Origin of the sequence: Burkholderia sp. SRS-W-2-2016 (assembly GCF_001931485.1) — a bacterium.
Classification (GTDB): domain Bacteria; phylum Pseudomonadota; class Gammaproteobacteria; order Burkholderiales; family Burkholderiaceae; genus Paraburkholderia.
This window is the reverse complement of sequence record NZ_MSDV01000019.1, coordinates 29,812-51,119: the sequence shown is the minus strand read 5'-3', so window position 1 is coordinate 51,119 and position 21,308 is coordinate 29,812. Positions and strand designations below refer to the sequence as shown.

Here is a 21,308-nt window from a genome sequence, read left to right as displayed (position 1 = left end):
CGATGACAACCTGTTTGCGCGTACTGCTACTGCTGCTGATGTGCGCGGCGCGCTCGAGCTTCGCCGCCGGTATGGCGGAGCAAACGCTGCTGCAATACGGTCAGCAATGCGCCGACGAGATCGGCGAGATTCCGGCGTTCGACTGCAACGCGGGTACGACGGTGCCGATCACAGTGAACAACCGCGTGCCGGCGCGCTACTTCGCGAACATGACGTGCGACCGGCCCGCGCTGCTGCCCTACGAAGCGCCGACTTCCGGGCCGTGTACGCCGTACTCGAAGATCCTGAACCTGTCGCACGGCGAAACGGAGATCTCGGCGTTCTGCCGCCGCAAGATGATTCGCTCGAAGGAAAGTCCGCTCTACGACGAAGTCGACATCGTGCTGCACAACACCGGCAACGGCAAAACCTGCTGGTTTCATGCCGAGCATCCGGGCAGCGCGGCGGGCTTCAACGCGACCCGCGTACCGCCGCCGAACGAGAAGACGCCGCCGCCCGGACACGTGTCCGCCGAGACGTTCTGGTGGGCGCCCGCCGCGACCGCGACGAAGAAATGCGTGTCGTGCCACGACGCGAGTCCGGTGATGTACAGCCCGTGGATCGGCCAGGTGTGGGACAAGGTGCCGACCGATCCGTGGGGCAAGTACATCAATCTCGGCGATGCGTTCGAGTCGTGGGCGACGCTGTCGATCAGCACGCCGGGCAATACCTGCATCGGTTGCCATCGGATCGGCAATGAAAAGAGCTGCAGCATTTATGTGCCGCTCGCGGCCGGCATGCTGGCGCCGCCCAAAGGCAGCAACAAGCTGGCGAGCAGCTATCCGCTCAATCACTGGATGCCAATCGACAATAACCGCAGCAAGGACGAGTGGGATGCGGCGAACGTCGAGTCGGTGAGGAATCTGCTGACCTGCTGCTCCGAGCAGGGCAAGAACGATCCGAAGTGCCACTTCGCGCCGAATGCGCAAGGCAGCACGAAGGGTGGTTGAGCGGGGCTTCGTATGAAAAGCCGCGGCGCGAAAGTCGCGGCGTTCAGGCCTTGAAATCGGCCAGCATCACGCCCTCGCGGATTTGCGCGAGGGCGGCTTCGATATAGTCGACCACCGGCGCCGGTGGATTATCGGGCTTCGCCCACACGAAGCCCGAGCATTTATCCGGCTCCATGTTCGCGAGTACGCCATCCCATGCATGGCACGCGAAAAAGAAGCTGATGCGATTCTGGTCGGAATCGCGTCGCATCACGAGTTTGAATTCGAGTGTGCCGGGCGCAATCGTCACGCCCGCCTCTTCCTTCGCCTCGCGAATCGCGCACTCTTCCACCGATTCGCCCGGTTCGAGATGGCCCGCCACCAGCGAGTACTGACCGTCGCGAAAGCCGGTATTCGCGCGCTGGAGGAACAGGCACTCGCCGTGCGGATTCAGAAACAGCACGTTGACGTCGACGACGCTTTGCATTCGGCTCATGGTGATTTCGCGGGCAACTGACAGAATCGCGAGTGTAATGCAGCCGCGCGCGGTCGTGCCGTTATGCGCGCTGCGCGGCCAGCAGCTTGAGGCCGAGCGCGACGAAGATCAGTCCGCTGCCGCGCTTGAGCACCGCAAGCCAGCGATTCGCGCCGAAGCGCCGATGAAGGCCGCGCACGCCGAACGAATAGATGGCGTGCACGCTCGCGACGATCACCGCGACCGTCAGATACATGACGATGAACTGGCCCGCCAACGCGCGCTCATGGTCGATGAATTGCGGCATGAATGCGGATAGAAAGATCAACGTCTTCGGATTGCTGCCCGATACGAGCAACGCTTCGCGGAAGACTTTTTTCCATTCGAACGTGTGGACCGGCAAGGCGCCAGCCGTGGGCTGTGTGGTTTGCGCATGTTGGCCCGCCTGAGTTTTGCCGCCGCGCAATTGCTTGATGCCGAGATACATCAGATACGCGGCGCCGAGCACCTTCATCGCGACGAACAGCGGCGGCAACGCCGCCAGTGCCGCACCGACGCCAAGCGCCACCAGCAGCACCACCACCGCTTGCGCAAGCAGATTGCCGCCGACAGTCGCCGCCGCGCCGCGGCTGCCATAGCGCACCGAGTTGCGGATCACCAGCAGCACGTTCGGCCCCGGCGAAATCGTGGTGAGCAGATAAGCGGCGGCGAATAACAACCAGGTGTGCAATGACATGACGGACCTTGCGTGTCGTTTTTAGATGCGGTCGAACAGCAAGGGGATCATGCCACGGACAAAAATGCGTTACCCACGCAACCTCAACGTTTCGCCGCCGTCACCAGTTGCAGCGGCGTCTCGACCAGCGGCGACAGTTCGCGCTGCTTACGGTGCTCGCTGACCGCTTTGACTGCGAAGTCGATTCCGAACACCGCCTGGCGGTCGGCGAACTGATTCATCGTCGCGAGTACGCGGCCGTCGGCGAGCAGTGGCTTGATCGCGTCGATCGCGTTGTAGCCGGTCACGTAGACACCGCCGCCGCGGCCCGCGTCGCGAATCGCGTCGACCGCGCCCATCGCCATGTTGTCGTTGCCGCACAGCAGCGCGCGCAACTGCGGATGATCGACTAGCATCTTCGCGGCCACGTCGCGGCCACGCCCGTAGTCCCAGTTGCCGGACTGCACCGCGACGACCTGCATGCCGGCCGCTTCCATCGCGTCACGACCGCCGGCCGTGCGTTGGCGCGCATTGCTGCTGACCGAAATCCCCTCGATGATGCCGACCTGATCGCCGCGCTTGAGCCGCGCGGCCAGATATTCGCCGACCTGGCGCGCGCCGTTGCGGTTGTTCGGCCCGACGAACGGCACCGAAATACCGGCGGTCTTTTGCGCGGCCTCGTCGAGCGGATTGTCGATCGTGATCACGATGACGCCTGCCTTGATCGCGCGCGCGAGTACCGGCGCCAGCGCCTTCGAATCGGTCGGCGCGATCACGATCGCGTTCATCTTCGAGCGGATCATCTCCTCGACCATGCGAATCTGCGCGGCGGTATCGGTCTGCTTCGCGGTGCCGCGGATCGTCAGACTGAATTGCGATGCGAAGTGCTGCTGGTAATTGCGCGCGGCATCGACCATCGCGACCGTGAATGGGTCCGTCATCGATTTGACCACCAGCGCGATCTTCGGCTTCGCGACGGACATCGCTTCGGTGCGCGCGGCACGGGCGAGGCCGGCCGCGCCGGTCAGACCCGCAAGGCCGGTCGCGGCCAGCGCGCTCGCGAGCAACGCGCGGCGGCGCAGGTTCTGCGTCATTACTTGTCTCCTTCGTCGCGTGTCCGATCGAGCGCCGCGATGCAGGCGGCGATCTCGTCGAACAGCGGCCGGCTGTCGGGCTGCTCGCTCAGGCAGCGCGCCTGCAATGCGGCGAGTTGCGCGGCAAGCCGCGGTTGGGCGTCGAGCGCGGCGCAGCGTTCGACCAGTTCTTCGAGCAGGCAGCCGAACGCGCGCACTTCGAGCCGCTGCAACGCGCCGCCGAGTTCGCGATCGTCCGCGCGATAGAACGACGCCGCGCCGAAGTCGCCGAGCAGCGCGTGCCCGGCGCCTCCGTGCAGGATATTGTGCGCGTACAGATCGCCATGCATTACGCCGCGCCGATGCAGATGGCCGCCGACTTGCGCGATGCCGCGCGCGATCCCGAGCAGCGTGTCCAGATCGAAACGTGCGGCGTCGCTGTAGATATCGCGGGTACACGATGCGAGGCTCGGCGGCCCGGCGAGATTGACGAAGCGCGGCTCAATCAGCTCCATCACGAGTCCATGCGTATCCGCAGGATGATCGATCACTTTGCCGAGTACCGGAATCAGATTCGGATGATCGCCGCTACGAATGCAGGCGGCCATTTCGCAGTCGGGCAAGCCGTCGCTCGTCACCGCGCCTTTGAACAGCTTGACGGCGACCGGACGCGCGGCGGCGTCCGCATCGGTGTCCGCTTCAGCGCTTAATGCCGCGCGATAGATCACGCCCGATGCGCCTTCGCCGAGCGGTTGTTCGAGCTTCAGCGCATTCCAGCGAATCGCGCGGATCGGCGTGTCGCTGAGCGCCGTCTGTTCGAGCGCCGCGTTAAACGGATTGCCCGCATACGCGAGCCACGTGAGGCGCGGCATCCGCGGCAGCCAGCGCGGCAGTTCGTCGAAACGGTTGGCCGCGAGCCGCAGCAATTCGAGCCGCGTGCACGATGCAAGCTCCTCGGGCAGCGAACGCAGCCGGTTGCCGGCGAGCATCAGCTTCTGCAACTGCGTGCAGCGGCCCAGTTCGGCGGGCAAGTACTCGATTTCGTTGTCGGTCAGAATCAGCCAGCGCAAGCGCGGCGGCAACGCACTCGCCGGTACTTCGCGAATCCGGTTCGCCTTGAAGCCGATCATCTCCAATTGCGCGCATTCGCCGAGCACGGCGGGCAGCACCGTAAACGGATTGTTGGACGCGAACAGAATGCGCAATTTGCGCAGCCGCGGCAGGTCGTCGGGCAACGTGGTCAGCGCGTTATTCGACAGATCGAGTACTTCCAGCGTATCGGCGAGCTCGAAGATTTCGCGCGGAAATTCGCGCAGGCCGCACGCCAGTTTGAGTTCGCGTGCACCGGCCAGTTGGCCGGTACGCAGTTGTTCTAGAGTGGTGGTCACAGTCGTGGAGAAAAGGTTCGGGTAGCGCCGCGCGTCGTACCGAAGGACTCAATTCTACTGAGTTGACGGCTCTCTGCGGTACAGTGGCGCGAAACGCCGGGTTCGCGGCGGCCAGTCGAATGCGAATCAGACCGCAAGATCCGGAGCGCGTTCAGACCACGTGAAGCACACACTGCAGAATAACGGCGCAGCCTTTATGCGGCTTTCCGCGACAGATCGCGGATAGATGCCGCAAGCCGCGCGCCTCCACCCCGTCAGGAGTAGATTCAAATGACGTACGCATACAAGTTGATCGAGTCGCCGGTCGGCCAGTTGAAGCTCGTCGCAAAAGGCGAGCGCCTCGCGGCGATTCTGTGGGAACACGACAAACCGAACCGCGTGCGGCTCGGCGAAATGGTCGAAGCAAACGAACTCGCGGTGCTACTCGAAACCGAGCGGCAATTGCGCGAGTACTTCGCCGGCACGCGGCAGAGCTTCGATCTGCCGCTCGAGTTTCAGGGCACCGAATTCCAGCAGAAAGTCTGGCACGCGCTGCTGACCATTCCATTCGGCCAGACCCGCAGCTACACCGAGATCGCGCAGCAGATCGGCAATCTGAACGCGGTGCGCGCGGTCGGCGCGGCCAACGGGCGCAATCCGATTTCGATCATCGCGCCGTGTCATCGCGTGATCGGCGCATCGGGAGAGTTGACCGGGTTCGCCGGCGGACTCGCGAACAAGATGCTGTTGCTGGCGCTGGAGGCGGGACAGACTTCGCTCGAAGCGGCGGCCGAGGCTGGGGCCGAGCGGGAGCATGGGCAGGAGCAACAGCGCGAGCCGGCGCGGCAAACGGTGCAAGCAACGCAAGCGGCTAAACCGAAGCCCGCGGCCGAACCGGCCGCTGCCGAACCCGCCACAGCGGCGCAACCGGCGCGTCATCCGCCGAGCCGCGGCACTCAGGCATCGCTGTTCGGAAACTGAGCGGCAACGCGCCGCCGCCGCGATTGCGCGGCAATAGCCCGTCAACCGGGCGGCCACAGAGGTAACGCGTGAGCGATCCGGCGGCGACGCAACGCCGCCGCCCCGCTCTCGCTCTATCAACTGACGTTAGCCGCCAACTCCAGCAGCATCGAAGCGGCCGCCGTCGCCGCGACCTGACAGCCGAGCACGATATGTTGCTCGGCCGTGTCCTCGATAAAGTCGTGACTCACGCCGCCGATACTCGGCACGAACATCATGCAGGCCGGCATGCAGCGCGCGATCACCTGCGCGTCGTGCGCGGCGCCGCTCGGCATGTGCAGCCATTGCCCCGGCGCAATCGCCTCGGCCGCTCGCGCGATGTGCTCCGCGAGCGTCGCGTCCATGCTGACGGGGTCGATCGCTTCGTCGACGGTCTGCAGTTCGACGCTCACCGCGTTACGCGCATTGAAGTCGCGCACCAGTTCGGCGAGCGCGCTTTCCATTGCCTGCAGCCGCGCCGGATTGGCGTCGCGAAATTGCAGGTACATGTCGGCGGTGCCCGGCACGACGCTCATCGAACCCGGTTCGAGATCGATGCGGCCGACGGTCCAGACCGTGTCGGCATCGGCGAGCTGTTTGAACGCGTCGTTCATCGTCGCGATGAACGCGACCAGCGCCGCGCCCGCGTCGCGGCGGATCGCCATCGGCGTGGTGCCGGCGTGATTGCGCTGTCCGGTAAAGCGCAGCCGCAACTCCCGCATGCCGACGATCGTCGTGACGACGCCGATCGCTTTGCCGATCGCTTCGAGCCGCCCGCCCTGCTCGATATGCGGCTCCAGATAGGCGAGCTGGCGGCCCGGCTCGAATTGCGCGCGCGGCCGGCCCGCGAGTCCCGCGGCCGCCAGTACGTCTTCGAGACGCTCGCCCTGACGGTTGGCCGCGTCGCGAATCGCGCTGTCCACCTCTTCGCCGACGAAGCTGCGGCTGCCGAGCAGTCCGGAGAACGTGCCCTCCTCGTCGATCCACGACGCGACATCGACCGCCAGATGCCGGGTCGCTTCGTGTTCGCCGAGCGCGCGAGCGATCTCGAGCCCGTAGATCACGCCCATCGCGCCGTCGAGCCAGCCGCCGGTCGGCTGCGTGTCGGTATGCGAACCGATCAGCAGCGCGGGGCCGGGATTGCGCGAGCGCCCGAACACGGTGCCGATGCCGTCGATGCGCGCATCGAGACCCGCTTCGCTCATCCTGCCGGCCAGCCACTCGCGCGCCGCCAGATCCACCGGCGACAGCGACAGCCGCACCACGCCGGGACCGGTCGCGCCGAAACTGCGCAGCTGTTTGAGGTCGGCCATCAGCCGGTCCGGATCGATCTTCACCACGTTGTCATCTCCTTTGATTGATTGCCGATGCCGTCGCGCGAAAATCGCCCGGCGACATCTCGTAAGCACGCCTGAACGCACGATTGAAGTCCGACGCGCTATTGAAGCCCCAGCCATACGCGACGTCGATCACCCGCTTGTGCGGATAGCGCCGCAACTCGTCGGCCGCTTCGCGCAGCCGGCGGTTGCGAATATACGCGGCCAGCCCGCCTTCCGGTTCGAACAACCGGTAAAGCGTGGGACGCGACAGTTGCGAAACCGCGAGCACGCGTTCGACCGTCAGGTCCGCCATGCCGAGATGCGCATCGATATAGCGGCGCGTGGCCGCGAAGCACGCGGTACGGGCGATCGCGCGCGCATTGCCGATAAGTCCGCTCTGCTTGCCGAAGGCGGTGGCGATCAGCTGCACGCAACTGTACAGCGCCTGTTGCGCGTCGGGCGCGCTCAGCGTGGGCAGCGTGCGGCCCAGCTCGGCCAGTTGCGCGGGAATCAGCCGCGCGAGCGGCGTCTGATATTCGAGCACGCTGCCATGAATCGACTCCGCTTCGGGCAGCATCGCGTTGACCATCTCGCGCGACACGAACAGCGCGATCATGTGACACGGGCCGCGCGCCATCCGCATCGGCTGATCGAGGTCGAGCGCGAGAATGCCCGGGCGGGTTTGCAGCGCGGTGCGCTTCGGATACGGACCGGTCGTGGTTTCGAACGGGCCGTCGAGCGCTACATGAAACACGAAGTCGCGCATGCTGTCGGTCGAAATCCGCGCGAGCGGACGCGATTGCGTAATCGGATCGGTGCTGCAATCCATGAACGCCATGCCGCCGACGCGATAGCTGTCGACTCTCGCGCGAAAGCCTTCGCTCAGTTGCTGGCGCGAGATCGGCACATCGAGGATATAGCAGACGCGCTCGCGCCATGCGAGCAGTTGCGCCTGGGGCGCGGCGCGATAGGTATCGAAGTGGCTGTATTCGCACTTCGCCGCTGTCGCGGTCGGCGCGGCTGTCGCGGTGCTCGCGCGGCCGGCTACCGGATCGCTCATCAAGGTGTCTCCGCAGGGTCGTCATTTGCACGGGATCATAGCCGCACTTTGCGTGCCCAGGATGACGATCCGGCCTTTTGCGAAGCGGCCGCGGGCACCGGCCGCGCGGCCTCTCAGGTCTACCCGCGAATCACTTCCACAAGGTGCGGCCGAAGAACGTCAGCGTGCGGTCCCACGCCTGCTGCGCCCACACCGGATCGTACTGGGTCTGCGCGATGCGGCCCGGCCCGACCGCCGTTTCGTTCGCGAACGCATGGTGCGCCTGATAACGATGAAACTCGAGGTCGACATTCGCTTCGCCGAGCTTCTTTTCCAATGCATCGACGGTGTCGGCCGCGAAGAACTGGTCCTGCAGCGCCCAGTGACCCATCACCGGCGCGCTGATCTTCGACGCATCGATATAGTCGAGCGGCGGGAAGCCATACCAGACCACGCCGGCCGCCGCTTCGGACACGTTGCACAGCGCCAGCAGCGTGAGCGCGCCGCCCATGCAGTAGCCGGTCACGCCGACCTTCGCCGAATGCTGCTTCAGGTATTGAACCGCGCCGCGCACGTCCTGGCTCGCGGCGTCGCCGAAATCGAGGCCGCTCATCAGGTGATGCGCCTCCTCTTCCTCGACGGTCGTCTTGCCGCGATACAGATCGGGCACCAGCGCGAAATAGCCGGCCTGCGCGAGCCGATCGGCGACGCCGCGAATCTGCTCGTTCACGCCCCACCATTCCTGAATCACGACGACCGCGGGCGCGCCGGCGGTTTTTTGCGGCGTGGCGAGATAGCCCTGCAACTGCTTGCCGTCCGGGCGGTTGAACGTGATCATCGAACCTGCGGGTTGGGTCATGGTTGCTCCTTGAGTAGACGAGACCGCTAGCATAGCGCCACTACCCGCTGTTCTGCCCGCCAATACAGCGTTGCGCGCCGATGCGCGAACCGCGCGCCGCATTTCAAACCGCGCTGTCAACAGAATGCAAGTCGAATCAATTCGATCCTTATTCCAATCCGCCAATCGAATGATAAACGTGACAATTTCGTGCTAATTAAATGGTAATATTTTTCTTTCACAAAATCGATTTACGACGTTATACTCGGCGCCATGCGTTTTGGTTCAGCGACGCTCACCGGCCGGTCGTTCCACCTGCGAACCTGACGTTACCCGTATTCCGTTGGAAAGCGCCGCCGGTAAGCGCGGCGTGCTTACCGCGCATTGCATCGGCCAGCCGTACAGGCCCATGCGTTGCGCCGCTTCACTGCTTCACGTTCACGTCTCTCAGGTTCTGGCCAACATCCTCGGACGCCAGAATCTTTAGGCCGGCACTTCGTGCCGGCCTTTTTTTTATCCGGAAACCTGACAAGTCAAAAGCCATCCGGACTTTGACGAAGAACGGCGCGATTTATAGAAATTCCGTGCATTTCGCATCGGGTTAATTCCGACACTGCCCACGCATATTTACACGCTATCGATTCACGCGCCTTTACCCAATTAGTGGGCTAATGGCGAGCACTGCCGGCCGGGTCGAATCGATATCAGAAACGCTGCAACAAGCCGACCTGCACACCCGCGACCGGCGCACCCGGATAGGCGACCGGCAGCCCGGTCACGTTGACGCCGCGCAGCGTGAAACTCGAGTCTTCGTGATTCGCCAGATAGGCGGCGCTGAAATAGAGCAGCAACGTGCGCGACATGTCGTATTCGAACGCGGCACTGAACTGGTCCGCGCTGCCGTTGGAGGTCGTGTAGTCGCGTACGTGCGCATAACCGAGCGCGGCGCGCGCATGGGCCGAGAAGCTGTATTGCGCCGACAGCGAGCCGCCCGCGCCGTGATAGACCGGCGAGCCGCCGTCGCCGTTGAAAAACGCCAGCCACACGCGCAGATGGCCGAAGCCGTAGCTCGCGCCGCCGAGATTCGCGCGCAGCGCACCGCTGCCGTGGGTCTGCTGATGCGCGTACAGCAGATGCAGCGCGTCGAGATGATAGGTCGCGGTCACGTAGTAGCCGTCGATACCGTTGCCGTCGTGCTCGGACGGATCGCGCGTCGCGGTCATCAGCGTCGCGCTGAAACCGGCGACGCGCGGCGACAGATACGCGATCGCGTTGCTCGCATACGGCGTGATCTTCGACAGGTTGTTGAGCCCCGACGCGATGGTGCCGGCGCCGAACGCATCGAGATCGCCCTTGAACGGGATATAGATCGGCGAGTACTGCCGGCCGACGCGCACTTCGCCCCATGCGCCGCTCGCGCCGAGCCACGCCTGGCGGTTGAAGATCGAGCCGGGAAGCTGCATCGAACCGTCGACCGAACTGAAGCCGTTCTCCAGCGTGAACACGATCGACGTGCCGTTGCCGAGCGGCTCCGCGCCATGCAGCCCGAGACGCGAGCCGCGAAACGCGCCCGAGTCGAGCCGCGGGGTCCAGCCGGAGCCGGGGTCGGTGATTTCGAGGCTGGTGTCGAACACGCCGTACAGCGAGACGAAACCGCTGTCGTTGCCGAGCGCGGCGAACGCGGTTTGGGCGTGGAAGAAAAGTAGCGCGCCGCTAACAAGGCCCGCTTTCGCGCTCAAGTTAAACGCCAGCCGCGCGCGATGGCGGGCGGTCTTCACGAAAATCACCGGAGCATGTCGCAGGATCAGGTCCTCCGCGGGCACATCGATCGGCTGTATCGCGAGCGAAGTTATCACGTTCGCGCGGCCTCGTGCAGCACCACTTGCGGTAGCGCCGTCCAACACCTAACGCCTAACGCCTAACGCCTACCGCCCGCGATTGAACAACGGCGACGCATGACTCGCCGCCGCCACTTCCGCGGCAGCCGCCAGCAGCGTCGGACCGAGGCTCGCCATGCGTTTTTCGTCGAGCCGCACCAGCGGCCCGGCGATGCTGATCACGCCGAGCGCCGGATAACCGCGTCGCTGCACCGGCGCGGCCATCGCGGTCATGCCGGGCGCGAACACCTCGTTGATCGTCGCGTAGCCACGCTCGCGCGCCGCGTGCACGAACTTCAGCAAGCCGGCGATCGTGGTCGGCGCATTCGGCCCGTACTGTTTCGGCTGACCGAAGCCCTGGCGCGACACCAGTTCGAGCGCGCGTTCGTCCGTCATCGTCATCATCCATGCGTGGCCGGTCGCGCTGCACGACAGGATCGTGTCCATCCCCATGTCGGGGTCGTAGCGCAGACCCTTCAGCGCGCCCTGCGCTTTCGCGACCCACGTGAGGCGGTCGCCGTCGACGATCGCGAGCCGCACCAGCTCGCCCGATTTTTCCGCGAGGCGGTCGAGCATCGTCTGCGCGATATCGACGATGCCGGACGTCGCGAGAAAGCCGAGTCCGAGGCCGACGAGTTTGGTGGTCAATACGTAGTCGCCGTGCTCGCGCAGCTGCCGCACGTAGCCGCACTGCTTCAGATCGACCAGCAGCCGGTGGCATGCGCTGCGCGGGATGTCGAGTTCATCCGAGATCATCGCGAGCGGCGTGCCCTCCATCTGGGTGGCGAGAAATTCGAGTACCGCGAGGGTGCGTTCGGTGACGCCGGGCATCTCTGTCTCCTGGATTCTTGTATTCGTGTGTGCGACGAGTTTTGCACATTATGAGATGAAATTCCACCCTGGAATGGCATCCCACCCACGGGTGTTAAGCTGTTTTCACGGTAGCGGACACGTGTCCACCGACGCGAATCGTTCCGGACTACCGATTACATTTCTCGCTCACACAACAGCGCGGCAGGCGCACCCGGCACAGCCCGGTCGCCCAGCCGCGCGGCAGATGCACAAGGAGACAACATGATGGACGCTGCACAACCCGGCTCGCACGCCGCGATGCGCACCCGCGCGGTCACGGCCGCCGCGATCGGCACCGCGCTCGAATGGTTCGACTTCACGCTTTACGGCGCACTCGCCGCGACGATCCTGCCGCGGCTGTTTTTCCCGTCGATGGACCCGACCTCCGCGCTGCTCGCGTCGCTCGCGACCTTCGGCGTCGGGCTCGCGGCGCGGCCGCTCGGCGCGATCATCTGCGGCCATCTCGGCGACAAGCTCGGGCGCCGCAATCTGATGCTCGGGACCGTCACCGTGATGGGGCTAGCGTCGATGGGAATGGGCTTTTTGCCGACCTACACCAGCATCGGCGTGTGGGCGCCGGTGCTGCTGGTGCTGCTGCGAATCCTGCAAGGCTTCGCGCTCGGCGGCGAATCGACCGGCGCGCAGTTGATGGCGATCGAGCACGCGAGCCCCGACCGGCGCGGCAAATACTCGGGAATTCTCGGCCTGTGCTCGCCGCTCAGCCAGATCATGGCGAACGGCGTGCTGCTCCTGCTGTCGTCGACGATGTCCGCCGCGGCGTTCGACAGCTACGGCTGGCGCATCCCGTTCGTAATGAGTTTCGTGCTGGTGATCGTCGGGCTGTATATCCGTTTGCGCGTCAGCGAAACGCCGGCCTTCGTCGCGCTGCGCAAGACCGAGGTCGTGCATGTCGGCAGTCCGCTGCGCGACGCGCTGCGGCTGCACTGGCGCACCGTGCTGCGCTGGATGCTGTTCTTCTGCGGCCCGGCGGCGATCTTCTATCTGATCGTGGTGTTCTCGCTCAGCTACATCACCAAAACGCTGGCGATTCCTAAACAAACCGGCTTTTTGCTGCTGATGGGCGCGAACGTCTGCGCGATCGTCGGCGCGCTGGCGGGCGGGATGCTGAGCGACCGGATCGGCCGCAAGAAAGCACTCGCGATCGGCTCGACCGCGACGCTGCTGATGCTGTTCGTCTACTTCCAGATTCTCGATACCCGCAGCTTCGTGCCGATGCTCGCCGCGATGGGTTTCTTCCTCGGCTTCACGCAGTTCCAGAGCGGCATCCAGCCGGTCGCGTTCGCCGAGGCGTTTCCGACCAACGTGCGCTACTCCGGTTCGGCGCTCGCCTATACCGGCGCGAACCTGGTGGCCGGCGGTCCGATGCCGGTGCTCGCGGTGTGGCTGTTCGCGGTGTGCAACGGTTCGCCGTGGGGCGTCGTCGCGGTGTGCGTGGTGTTCAACGTGATTTCGCTGGTGATGATTCTGACCGCGCGCGAAACCGCCGGTATCGATATGAACCGCACCGACTCGGCGGCGGCCGTCAGCGGCGTGGACGATTTCGCGGCCGTGCATGCGGGCAATAGTCATCGGCTGTGACGGTGACGCCGGGGACTTTTTCATTTCGCAGTGCGCACGTATTTGGCTCCATCGTTTTGGCAAACAGGTAATAGAACCATGACTGATCTCGTCTATGTATTGAACGGCTCGAACCTCAACATGCTCGGCAGGCGCGAGCCGCATCTGTACGGCACCACCACGCTCGCGCAGATCGAGCAGCAGATGCAGGCGCTCGCCGCGCGCCTCGAACTGCGCTGCGAGTTTCGCCAGACCAATAGCGAGGCGACGCTGATCGACTGGCTGCAGGAAGCATTCGAGCGCGACGCGGCGGTGATCCTGAACCCGGCCGGCTTTTCGTTCGGGTCGGTGCCGGTGCTCGATGCGGCCAAGCTGATCGAGCGGCCGTTGATCGAGTTGCACATCACCAATATTCATAAGCGCGATGAGACGTATCGCCATTCGCTGATTTCGCGGGTGGCGACCGGCGTGATTTGCGGGCTTGGGGCCGACGGGTATCTCGTTGCGTTGCAGGCAATGGCGATGGCGCTGGGGAGGAAGGCTAACTTCGGGTGATTGGCGCCGCGGGTTGAGCGGCGCGCCGGATTGTCTTTTGATAGATGCAAAGCCGTGCTCTCCGTAGCACGGCTTTTTTATTGGCCGCGCGCCACCCTCCCCGCCCACTGTCGCGTCCGCACGACGATTAATTTCGGATCAGGGAAAACCCGTATAATCGACGAAGAGGTCAGACAACTTGCGTACAATCGTCGGCAATCTGACCGCGACCCGACGCGCAGCGCCTACTCCCGACACTTCCGCCCGCCCCGTGAATTCGACCGCCCCCGACTCCGCCTCGCCCGCCGCAGCAGCCGCACCCGCCACGCCCTCCACTTCCGCCCTGCCGTTCCGCCACGCGTTGTACGCGATGCTCGGCATCGGTCTCGTCAACATGCTGGTCGCGCTCGATCAGACCGTCGTCAGCACCGCGCTGCCGTCGATCGTTGCCGAACTGCATGGCTTCGAATATTTCGCGTGGATCGCGAGCGCTTATCTGCTCGCGTCGGTGGTGACGGTGCCGGTGTTCGGCCGGCTCGGCGACTACTTCGGCCGCAAGCGCTTCGTGATCGCCGCGGTGATCACGTTCACGGCCGCGTCGGTACTGTGCGGGCTCGCCAACAGCATGCTGTTTCTGGCGATCGCGCGCGGCCTGCAAGGCATCGGCGGCGGGATGATGGTCGGCACCGCGTTCGCGTCGATCCCGGACCTGTTCCCCGATCCGCGCACCCGCGTGCGCTGGCAGGTCGTGCTGGCCGCCGCGTACGGGATCGGCACGGCCGCCGGTCCTTCGCTCGGCGGCTGGATGAGCGAGCACCTCGGCTGGCGCTCGACATTCCTCGTCAACCTGCCGGTCGGCGCGGCGGCGCTCTATTTCATCTGGGCGCATCTGCCGAATTTCCGCCGGCCGATCGAGGGCGAAGTGAAGATCGACTGGCTCGGCGCGGGTCTGGTCGCGGCGGTGCTCGGCGGCTTGCAGGTGTTCATCGAGGCGGTGCCGAAGCACGGTCTGACGGCCGGCAACCTGGTGCTCGGCGTCTGCGTGATCGTCGGCGCGATCGCACTCTATATGTGCGAAAAACGCGCGCAGCACCCGATCATCCCGCTCGACCTGTTCAAGGACGGCCAACTCGTCACGCTGTTTACGCTCGGCATGCTGTCGGGCTTCGTGATGTTCTCGCTGATCTTCTTCGCGCCGCTGCTATTGCAAGGCGGCTTCGGCCTGTCGCCGCAGCAGGCCGGCCTGCTCGCGACGCCGATCGCCGCGTGTATCGCGCTCGGCAGTCTGCTGAACACGCGCATTGTGATTCACATGAAAAAGCCGACGAAGATTCTGACGATCGGTTTCGCTCTGCTGATGTTCGCGTCGATCGCGCTCGCGTTCGCGAATCCGGACACGCCGCATCTGCGCATCGTGGTGCCGATGGGCGCGGTCGGCATCGGGCTCGGTTTCATCCTGAACAATCTGAATATCTTCGCCCAGGAAATCGCCGGACGCGAACGCTTCGGCATCACGACCGCGCTGCTGCAATCGACGCGGATGGTCGGCGGGATGCTCGGCACCAGCATCGTCGCGACTGTCGTGTCGCATCACTATCGCGATGTCGTCTCGCGCACGATCAGCGTGCTCGGCGAGCCGGCCGCGTCGCAATGGCAGCCGCGTTTCGCGGACCTGCGCATTCTGATCGACGACGCGTCGCGCACGCAGTTAATCGCGGATATGAAGACTTCGGGGCTCAATACGCTTGCGCTGCTCGATAGCGCGCGCGATGCGCTGGTGCAGTCGATTCATATCGGCGTATGGTTGACGGCAGTGGCGTCTCTTGCGGCCGCGCTACTGGTGCAGCGCATTTCGCACGTGGTGTTTCGCAAGGGGTAAGGGGGCGGGTCGACGTCGTTCGATGGAGCCCGCGTTTCGTTGATCGCTTGAATTAACGGAGCTGAACATGCCTGGTTATCCGAAGATCGAGCAGGTAGGTTTGCCGCCGGCCTCACGGCTCAGTTCGTCGTATGGCCGGGCTGATTTCGCGGACGCATTCTCGGTGGACCTGTCGGACACCGCCGCCGACGACGCCGCGTCTCTCGCGCGGCACGCATTCGCAAAACAACCCGAGTGGATCGCGATGCTGGTGAAATTGCGCGACATCCTCGTGTTGCCGTTCGGCCTGAAGCGAGCGGTCGATCTCCAGGCCAAACCGGCGAACGCAGACGAGCGGATCAGCCTGTTTCGCGTGTTCGAACGACACGACGACGAGGTCGTTCTCGGCGAGAACGACAAGCACCTTGATTTCCGCGTGTCGGTTCTGGTGCAGCCGGCATCTCGAGGTCGTTCCCGTCGCCTGATAATAACGACGCTGGTTTTCTACAATCGTCCGCTGGGGCAGGCCTATATCGCGTTGATCGCACCGTTCCATCGGATGGTGGTGCGAGCCACGCTCGATCGGGCGCAGCAACTCGGCTGGCCCACCGCATAACGACGAGCAGAGACAAGCAGAGGCAAGCAGAAATGCAAACGCCCCTTTTTCAAGGGGCGTTTGAACCTTCCGGCTGAAACACGCCGGAGCGTTCGTTAGAGCTTGCCGCGCAAGCTCAATACAGTCACCGCACGATCACCGCACCAGGCACGGCTTCTTGTTGTCGAACTTCCAGTTCGGAATCAGGTACTGCATCGCGACGCCGTCATCGCGCGCACCGAGCCCATGCTGCTGATACAACGCGTGCGCTTTCTCCAGTTCGTCCATATCCAGTTCGACGCCAAGACCCGGCTTCTGCGGCACCTTCACCTTGCCGCCGACGATCTGCAACGGCTCCTGCGTCAGGAACTGGCCGTCCTGCCAGATCCAGTGCGTGTCGATCGCGGTGATCTTGCCCGGCGCGGCGGCCGCGACGTGCGTGAACATCGCCAGCGAAATATCGAAGTGGTTGTTCGAGTGCGAACCCCACGTGAGGCCCCAGTCGTTGCACATCTGCGCGACGCGCACCGAGCCCTGCATGGTCCAGAAGTGCGGATCGGCGAGCGGAATGTCGACCGATTGCAGCTGGATCGCGTGACCCATCTGACGCCAGTCGGTCGCGATCATGTTGGTCGCCGTCGGCAGACCGGTCGCGCGGCGGAACTCGGCCATCACTTCGCGGCCCGAGTAGCCGTTCTCCGCGCCGCACGGATCTTCCGCGTACGCGAGCACGTCGTGCTGGTCGCGGCACAGGCGCACCGCTTCGGCGAGCGACCACGCGCCGTTCGGGTCGAGCGTCACGCGTGCTTCGGGGAAGCGCTCGGCCAGCGCCGTCACCGCTTCGATCTCCGCATCGCCCGGCAGCACGCCGCCCTTCAGCTTGAAATCGTTGAAGCCGTAGCGCGCCTGCGCGGCTTCCGCGAGTCGCACGACCGCTTCCGGCGTCATCGCGACTTCGGTGCGCACGCGCTCCCAGTCATCGCGCGCGCCGGCGTTGTCCGCGTAGGGCAGATCGGTCTTGTTGCGGTCGCCGATATAGAACAGATAGCCGAGCATTTCCACCTCGTCGCGCTGCTGGCCTTCGCCGAGGAGTGCCGCGACCGGCACGCCGAGATGCTGGCCGAGCAGGTCGAGCAGCGCCGCTTCGAGCGCGGTCACCGCGTGGATCGTCGTACGCAGATCGAAGGTTTGCAGACCGCGGCCGCCGGCGTCGCGATCCGCGAACTGCGTGCGCACCTTGTTCAGGATTGCTTGCAGATTGCCGATCGACTGACCGACCACGAACGGCCGCGCGTCATCGATGGTCTTGCGGATGTTCTCGCCGCCCGGCACTTCGCCGATGCCGGTATGGCCCGCGCTGTCGCGCAGAATCACGATGTTGCGTGTGAAGAACGGACCATGCGCGCCGCTCAGATTCATCAGCATGCTGTCGCGGCCGGCGACGGGCACGACGCGCAGTTCGGTGACGATCGGCGTAGCGTTCGATTCGGGAGATTTCGTGGTCATGGAAAAAACACCTGTGTGGTGAAGTAAGCCGGCCGGCGGAAGCCGCAGCGCTGCGCGCGCGTGTTCGACCGGACGGAAACGGAACGACGGCCGCATGCGACCGCCAGTGCACCGACGGGAAAGCACACACCGCGAAAAACACGTTGTCTGACGACAGTCTACCTTGAGATTTTCTTAAAAACCACCCGAGTGTTTACCCTGTAAACGTGGTTGTAATCATTGTTTTATCTGGGTTTCACGCTGCACCAGCTTGAGCGATCGTCAGGAAATTACGCTCAACAAGACGTCTGATGACTTAAAATTTACGTCCTGTCGGCCGGTCCTGCCAGCGTCACGCCAGCGCGTCGCCCGGCCACCGCGTCTCCGACGCTGAAAACCGTTCGCCCTTCCACTAACGACAACCCTCGCCTCGCTACCCCACCGCACATCGGGTGGACATTCAACCGGCATTCAACCCGCAAAAATAGCCCGTCCCCCTGCCGCCCGGACCGTCAAATCGAGTAAAGTCCTGTGCGATACTTTGCGGGCAATCAGTCAACCAGCCACAAAAATGAGCAGCCTAACTGAGAAGGTGGTGGCCACCCTTTCCGACGAAATCCGCCGCGGAGCGCTAAGGCCTGGCGACCGCATCCCCACCGAAGTCGAGATGATGAAGCAGCTCTCGGTGAGCCGCTCGGTCGTGCGCGAGGCGATCTCGCGCTTGCAGGCCGCCAACATCGTCGAGACGCGCCACGGCATCGGCACCTTCGTGCTCGCGCCGGCCTCCGAAAAACCGATGCAACTGGCGGCCGCCGACCTGTCGAGCATGCTCGACGTGATGGCGATCATCGAATTCCGGATCGACGTCGAAGCGGCCGCGGCCGCGCTCGCGGCGTCGCGGCGCACCGAACAGAATCTGAAGCAGATCCGCGCCGCGCTCGATCGGTTCGAATCGGAGCTGGAGCGCGGCAGCACCGACACGCTCGCGCACGACATCGAGTTCCATCTGCAGATCGCGCGCGCGAGCGGCAATCGCTATTTCTTCGATGTGTTGAGCCAGCTCGGCCGTTCGGTTAGCCCGCGTACGCGGCTTGGCTCGGCTGAGATCGCCGAGCTCGACCAGATCGAAGTGCTGCGTAACGTGCTCGGCGAGCATTTGCTGATCTATCGCGCGATCGAGCGGCAGGATGCGGACGATGCGCGTGCGGCGATGCGCATGCATCTGAGTAACAGCCGCGAACGGCTGCGGCGTGCGCATGAGTTGACGAGGGTGGGGGTTTGAGGGAGGCGCGGATGGGGGCACGCGCTGAACGCTCGTTATCCGCTAGGCCGCCGCCTCCTCGAGCAACCAATCCCGGAACGCCACCAGCTTGGGAAGGCTGGCACACTCGGCGCGATACACCACGTAATAGGCCAGCGGCGAAGCGAACGTTACTTCCGAAAATAATCGAATCAGGCGCCCCGCTGCCAGATCGTCGCGCGCCATCACACTGCGAGCGAGCGCGATGCCCTGCCCGTCGATCGCCGCCTGCAGGACTGCCGCCGAATTGTTGATCTTCATCCCGCGTCTGGTAGAGACATCAACCGCGCCCGCCTTTTGCAGCCACGTGTTCCAGGTGGGAAAGCCCGTATGGCTGTCCATCGACAAATCGTGAATCAGCGTCTCGCGAGCCAGGTCATCTGGATTCTGCAAACGCCCACGCTCGCGTAGCAGTTTCGGCGAGCACACCGGGTAGATCTCCTCATCCATCAACTTGTCCGCCGTCAGGCCCGGCCAGGCGCCCGCGCCGTAGCGCACGCCGATATCGACTCCCTGGGCAACGAAATCCACCGGCTTCAGGTTCGTGTCGAGCCGCACATCTGTATCCGGCCACGCGCTCTGGAAGGTTTCGATGCGCGGCAGCAACCACTTGGCGGCAAACGCCGGACTGACGGCCACGGTGAGCACCCCGCTGGCCGAGCCCTCCCTGAGCTTTTCGAGGCCCAGCGCAATCCTGTCGAAACCCGCGCGGAAGTCCGGTAACGCGCGCTCGGCCGCCTCGGTGGGAATGAGGCGAACTCGCCCGCTGTTACCGCGATGAAACAGCGGGGTACCCAACCATTCCTCCAGTGTGCGCACGAGCTGGCCGACCGCCGCGGGAGTGACGTGAAGTTCGGCCGCCGCCGCGGAAAAGCTCTGATGGCGGGCGCTGGCTTCGAACGCACGCAATGCATTCAGATGAACGGGCGTTTTCATACCGATAAAGAATTTCTTTCAGTAACCGCAACTTTATCTCGTTTGTTGTCGGCGCGAAATCAGAGAAAAATTCCTTCTGTACCGAAGAAGCGTGCTCCTGGCACGCACATGACCGTCGCTTCAGCCATCGCCCAGCAAGATAGTTTTGCTTCTAGCAGGTGCGGGCTTCGATGGCGCCCTTAACCCAGAGCCTGCGATCGGCAGGTAGAGAGATTTCAGATGAGCAATCAGTTCAAAGGCAAAAAGCTGCTGGTCGTCGGCGGCACCAGCGGTATGGGTCTGCAGACGGCCCGCATGGTTCTCGACGAGGGCGGCAGCGTTGTGATCGTCGGCAATCGCGCGGAGAAAACCGAACAAGCCCGCAAGGAGCTGGCCGCGCATGGCCAGGTCGAGGCGCTAACGGCCAACCTGTCCAGCGAAGAAGGGCTGGCCGCGCTGCTCAAGGTCATCGACGAACAGCACTCCGACATCGACCTGCTGGTCAACGCGGCCGGCATCTTCTTTCCAAAACCCTTCCTCGAGCATCAGGACGCCGATTACGACCAGTACATGAAACTGAACAAGGCGTTTTTCTTCATTACGCAGAAGGTCGCCGCGAACCTGGTCGCGAAGGGTCTGCCGGGCGCAATCGTCAACGTCGGTTCGATGTGGGCCAGGCAGGCCATCGCGGCAACGCCGTCGTCGGCATACTCGATGGCCAAGGCCGGTCTGCACTCGCTGACCCAGCACCTGGCGATGGAGCTGGCGCCGAAGCAAATCCGCGTCAACGCAGTGTCGCCGGCGGTGGTTCAGACGCCGATCTACGAGGGCTTTATTCCGAAGGCCGAAGTGCATGGCGCGCTGCAAGGCTTTAACAGCTTCCATCCGATCGGTCGTGTCGGCACTGCGCAGGATGTCGCCGAAGTGATCGCGTTCCTGCTGTCGGACAAGGCGAGCTGGGTCACCGGCGCGATCTGGGACGTCGACGGCGGCGTGATGGCCGGGCGCAATTAAGGCGCTGGACGGCCGGCAATCATGCCGGCCGGTGCGGGCGAAAGACGACACACGAAGCACGCCCCCCCGCCGACATTCCCCTGACAACTTTCTCATCTTCGCGTCATACCCGCGAACCGCCCGCCTCACATACTGACTTCCATGACACGTCACCCGACGGTCGTATTCATGGAAATGGAGAAGGAGATGAACATGAAAGCAGCCAGGTTCGCAGTTATCGTTCTCGCGGCATCGGTGGGATCGACGATCCTTTCGCCGGCCGCGTTCGCGCAGGCCAAAACCCGCGAGCAGGTCAAGGCCGAGTTGATCCAGGCCCAGCATGAAGGCGTGACGCCGACCACCAAAACCCAGTATCCGCCGACGCCCGACAATCTCGAGCGTCAGAAGCAACTGCACGTGCTCACGACTCACGCGGGCGAGGCGGCGCCGGGCCTCGATCAACACGACAACCTCGCGAGCCGCCGCTAACAGAGCCGGGATCCGGCTCTGTTACTCAGACTCCGTTAC

20 protein-coding genes are annotated in these 21,308 nt (G+C 64.1%); 9 read left to right on the top strand and 11 right to left on the bottom strand.

The window, feature by feature from the left end; all coding sequences use genetic code 11:
• Positions 1-2: 2 nt before the first annotated feature.
• Positions 3-989, top strand: coding sequence for a hypothetical protein (locus BTH42_RS06680; RefSeq protein WP_075297128.1), 987 nt, complete (start codon positions 3-5; stop codon positions 987-989).
• Positions 990-1,032: 43 nt separating this feature from the next.
• Here the strand turns inward: BTH42_RS06680 and BTH42_RS06675 are convergent, their stop codons facing one another.
• The 4 genes from BTH42_RS06675 to BTH42_RS06660 form a co-directional block, all read right to left on the bottom strand.
• Positions 1,033-1,464 (bottom strand): NUDIX domain-containing protein, encoded by a 432-nt coding sequence (locus BTH42_RS06675; protein WP_083654682.1) that lies wholly within the window; start codon positions 1,462-1,464, stop codon positions 1,033-1,035.
• Between the two features lie 61 nt (positions 1,465-1,525).
• Positions 1,526-2,179, bottom strand: coding sequence for a LysE family translocator (locus BTH42_RS06670; RefSeq protein WP_075297124.1), 654 nt, complete (start codon positions 2,177-2,179; stop codon positions 1,526-1,528).
• 83 nt (positions 2,180-2,262) lie between these two features.
• Complete coding sequence (locus BTH42_RS06665; RefSeq protein ID WP_075297122.1) at positions 2,263-3,252, bottom strand: substrate-binding domain-containing protein; 990 nt, start codon at positions 3,250-3,252, stop codon at positions 2,263-2,265.
• Positions 3,252-4,619, bottom strand: coding sequence for a leucine-rich repeat-containing protein kinase family protein (locus BTH42_RS06660; protein WP_075297120.1), 1,368 nt, complete (start codon positions 4,617-4,619; stop codon positions 3,252-3,254). The genes BTH42_RS06665 and BTH42_RS06660 overlap by 1 nt, the downstream gene beginning before the upstream one ends.
• 270 nt (positions 4,620-4,889) lie before the next feature.
• Between BTH42_RS06660 and BTH42_RS06655 the strand changes: the two genes are divergently transcribed.
• Positions 4,890-5,579 (top strand): methylated-DNA--[protein]-cysteine S-methyltransferase, encoded by a 690-nt coding sequence (locus tag BTH42_RS06655; protein WP_075297118.1) that lies wholly within the window; start codon positions 4,890-4,892, stop codon positions 5,577-5,579.
• 116 nt (positions 5,580-5,695) lie between these two features.
• Here the strand turns inward: BTH42_RS06655 and BTH42_RS06650 are convergent, their stop codons facing one another.
• The 5 genes from BTH42_RS06650 to BTH42_RS06630 form a co-directional block, all read right to left on the bottom strand.
• The gene (locus tag BTH42_RS06650) at positions 5,696-6,937 is read right to left on the bottom strand and encodes a Zn-dependent hydrolase (RefSeq protein ID WP_075297116.1); all 1,242 of its coding nucleotides are present in this window, start codon (positions 6,935-6,937) and stop codon (positions 5,696-5,698) included.
• Positions 6,938-6,941: 4 nt separating this feature from the next.
• Positions 6,942-7,976 carry a helix-turn-helix domain-containing protein gene (locus BTH42_RS06645; RefSeq protein WP_083654681.1) on the bottom strand — a complete coding sequence of 345 codons (1,035 nt, stop codon included), beginning with the start codon at positions 7,974-7,976 and terminating at the stop codon, positions 6,942-6,944.
• Positions 7,977-8,106: 130 nt separating this feature from the next.
• The gene (locus BTH42_RS06640; RefSeq protein WP_075297112.1) at positions 8,107-8,814 is read right to left on the bottom strand and encodes a dienelactone hydrolase family protein; all 708 of its coding nucleotides are present in this window, start codon (positions 8,812-8,814) and stop codon (positions 8,107-8,109) included.
• Positions 8,815-9,497: 683 nt separating this feature from the next.
• Positions 9,498-10,571, bottom strand: coding sequence for a porin (locus BTH42_RS06635; RefSeq protein WP_372237248.1), 1,074 nt, complete (start codon positions 10,569-10,571; stop codon positions 9,498-9,500).
• 147 nt (positions 10,572-10,718) lie between these two features.
• Positions 10,719-11,501 (bottom strand): IclR family transcriptional regulator, encoded by a 783-nt coding sequence (locus BTH42_RS06630; RefSeq protein ID WP_075297108.1) that lies wholly within the window; start codon positions 11,499-11,501, stop codon positions 10,719-10,721.
• A gap of 243 nt (positions 11,502-11,744) precedes the next feature.
• On the opposite strand from BTH42_RS06630, the gene BTH42_RS06625 reads away from it, so the two are divergent.
• The 4 genes from BTH42_RS06625 to BTH42_RS06605 all read left to right on the top strand — a co-directional run bounded on the left by BTH42_RS06625 (position 11,745) and on the right by BTH42_RS06605 (position 16,108).
• Complete coding sequence (locus tag BTH42_RS06625) at positions 11,745-13,121, top strand: MFS transporter (RefSeq protein ID WP_083654680.1); 1,377 nt, start codon at positions 11,745-11,747, stop codon at positions 13,119-13,121.
• Between the two features lie 78 nt (positions 13,122-13,199).
• A complete protein-coding gene (locus tag BTH42_RS06620) occupies positions 13,200-13,655 on the top strand; it encodes a type II 3-dehydroquinate dehydratase (protein WP_075297104.1) in 456 nt (151 codons plus the stop codon).
• A 349-nt stretch (positions 13,656-14,004) separates the two neighbouring features.
• Positions 14,005-15,513, top strand: a complete 1,509-nt coding sequence (locus tag BTH42_RS06610) for an MFS transporter (protein WP_075297101.1) — start codon at positions 14,005-14,007, stop codon at positions 15,511-15,513.
• 67 nt (positions 15,514-15,580) lie between these two features.
• Complete coding sequence (locus tag BTH42_RS06605; RefSeq protein ID WP_075297099.1) at positions 15,581-16,108, top strand: DUF2867 domain-containing protein; 528 nt, start codon at positions 15,581-15,583, stop codon at positions 16,106-16,108.
• Between the two features lie 135 nt (positions 16,109-16,243).
• On the opposite strand, the gene gudD is transcribed toward BTH42_RS06605, so the two are convergent.
• On the bottom strand, positions 16,244-17,593 hold the full coding sequence (gudD, locus tag BTH42_RS06600) for a glucarate dehydratase (RefSeq protein ID WP_075297846.1): 1,350 nt from the start codon (positions 17,591-17,593) through the stop codon (positions 16,244-16,246).
• Positions 17,594-18,143: 550 nt separating this feature from the next.
• On the opposite strand from gudD, the gene BTH42_RS06595 reads away from it, so the two are divergent.
• Positions 18,144-18,854: a FadR/GntR family transcriptional regulator gene (locus tag BTH42_RS06595; protein ID WP_075297097.1), complete on the top strand. Its 711-nt coding sequence runs from the start codon at positions 18,144-18,146 to the stop codon at positions 18,852-18,854.
• A 42-nt stretch (positions 18,855-18,896) separates the two neighbouring features.
• On the opposite strand, the gene gcvA is transcribed toward BTH42_RS06595, so the two are convergent.
• Positions 18,897-19,808, bottom strand: a complete 912-nt coding sequence (gene gcvA, locus BTH42_RS06590; protein ID WP_075297095.1) for a transcriptional regulator GcvA — start codon at positions 19,806-19,808, stop codon at positions 18,897-18,899.
• A 219-nt stretch (positions 19,809-20,027) separates the two neighbouring features.
• Between gcvA and BTH42_RS06585 the strand changes: the two genes are divergently transcribed.
• Together BTH42_RS06585 and BTH42_RS06580 are read left to right on the top strand one after the other, a co-directional pair.
• Positions 20,028-20,801: an SDR family NAD(P)-dependent oxidoreductase gene (locus BTH42_RS06585; RefSeq protein WP_075297093.1), complete on the top strand. Its 774-nt coding sequence runs from the start codon at positions 20,028-20,030 to the stop codon at positions 20,799-20,801.
• A gap of 192 nt (positions 20,802-20,993) precedes the next feature.
• A complete protein-coding gene (locus tag BTH42_RS06580) occupies positions 20,994-21,269 on the top strand; it encodes a DUF4148 domain-containing protein (RefSeq protein ID WP_075297844.1) in 276 nt (91 codons plus the stop codon).
• The last annotated feature ends 39 nt before the right edge of the window (positions 21,270-21,308 follow it).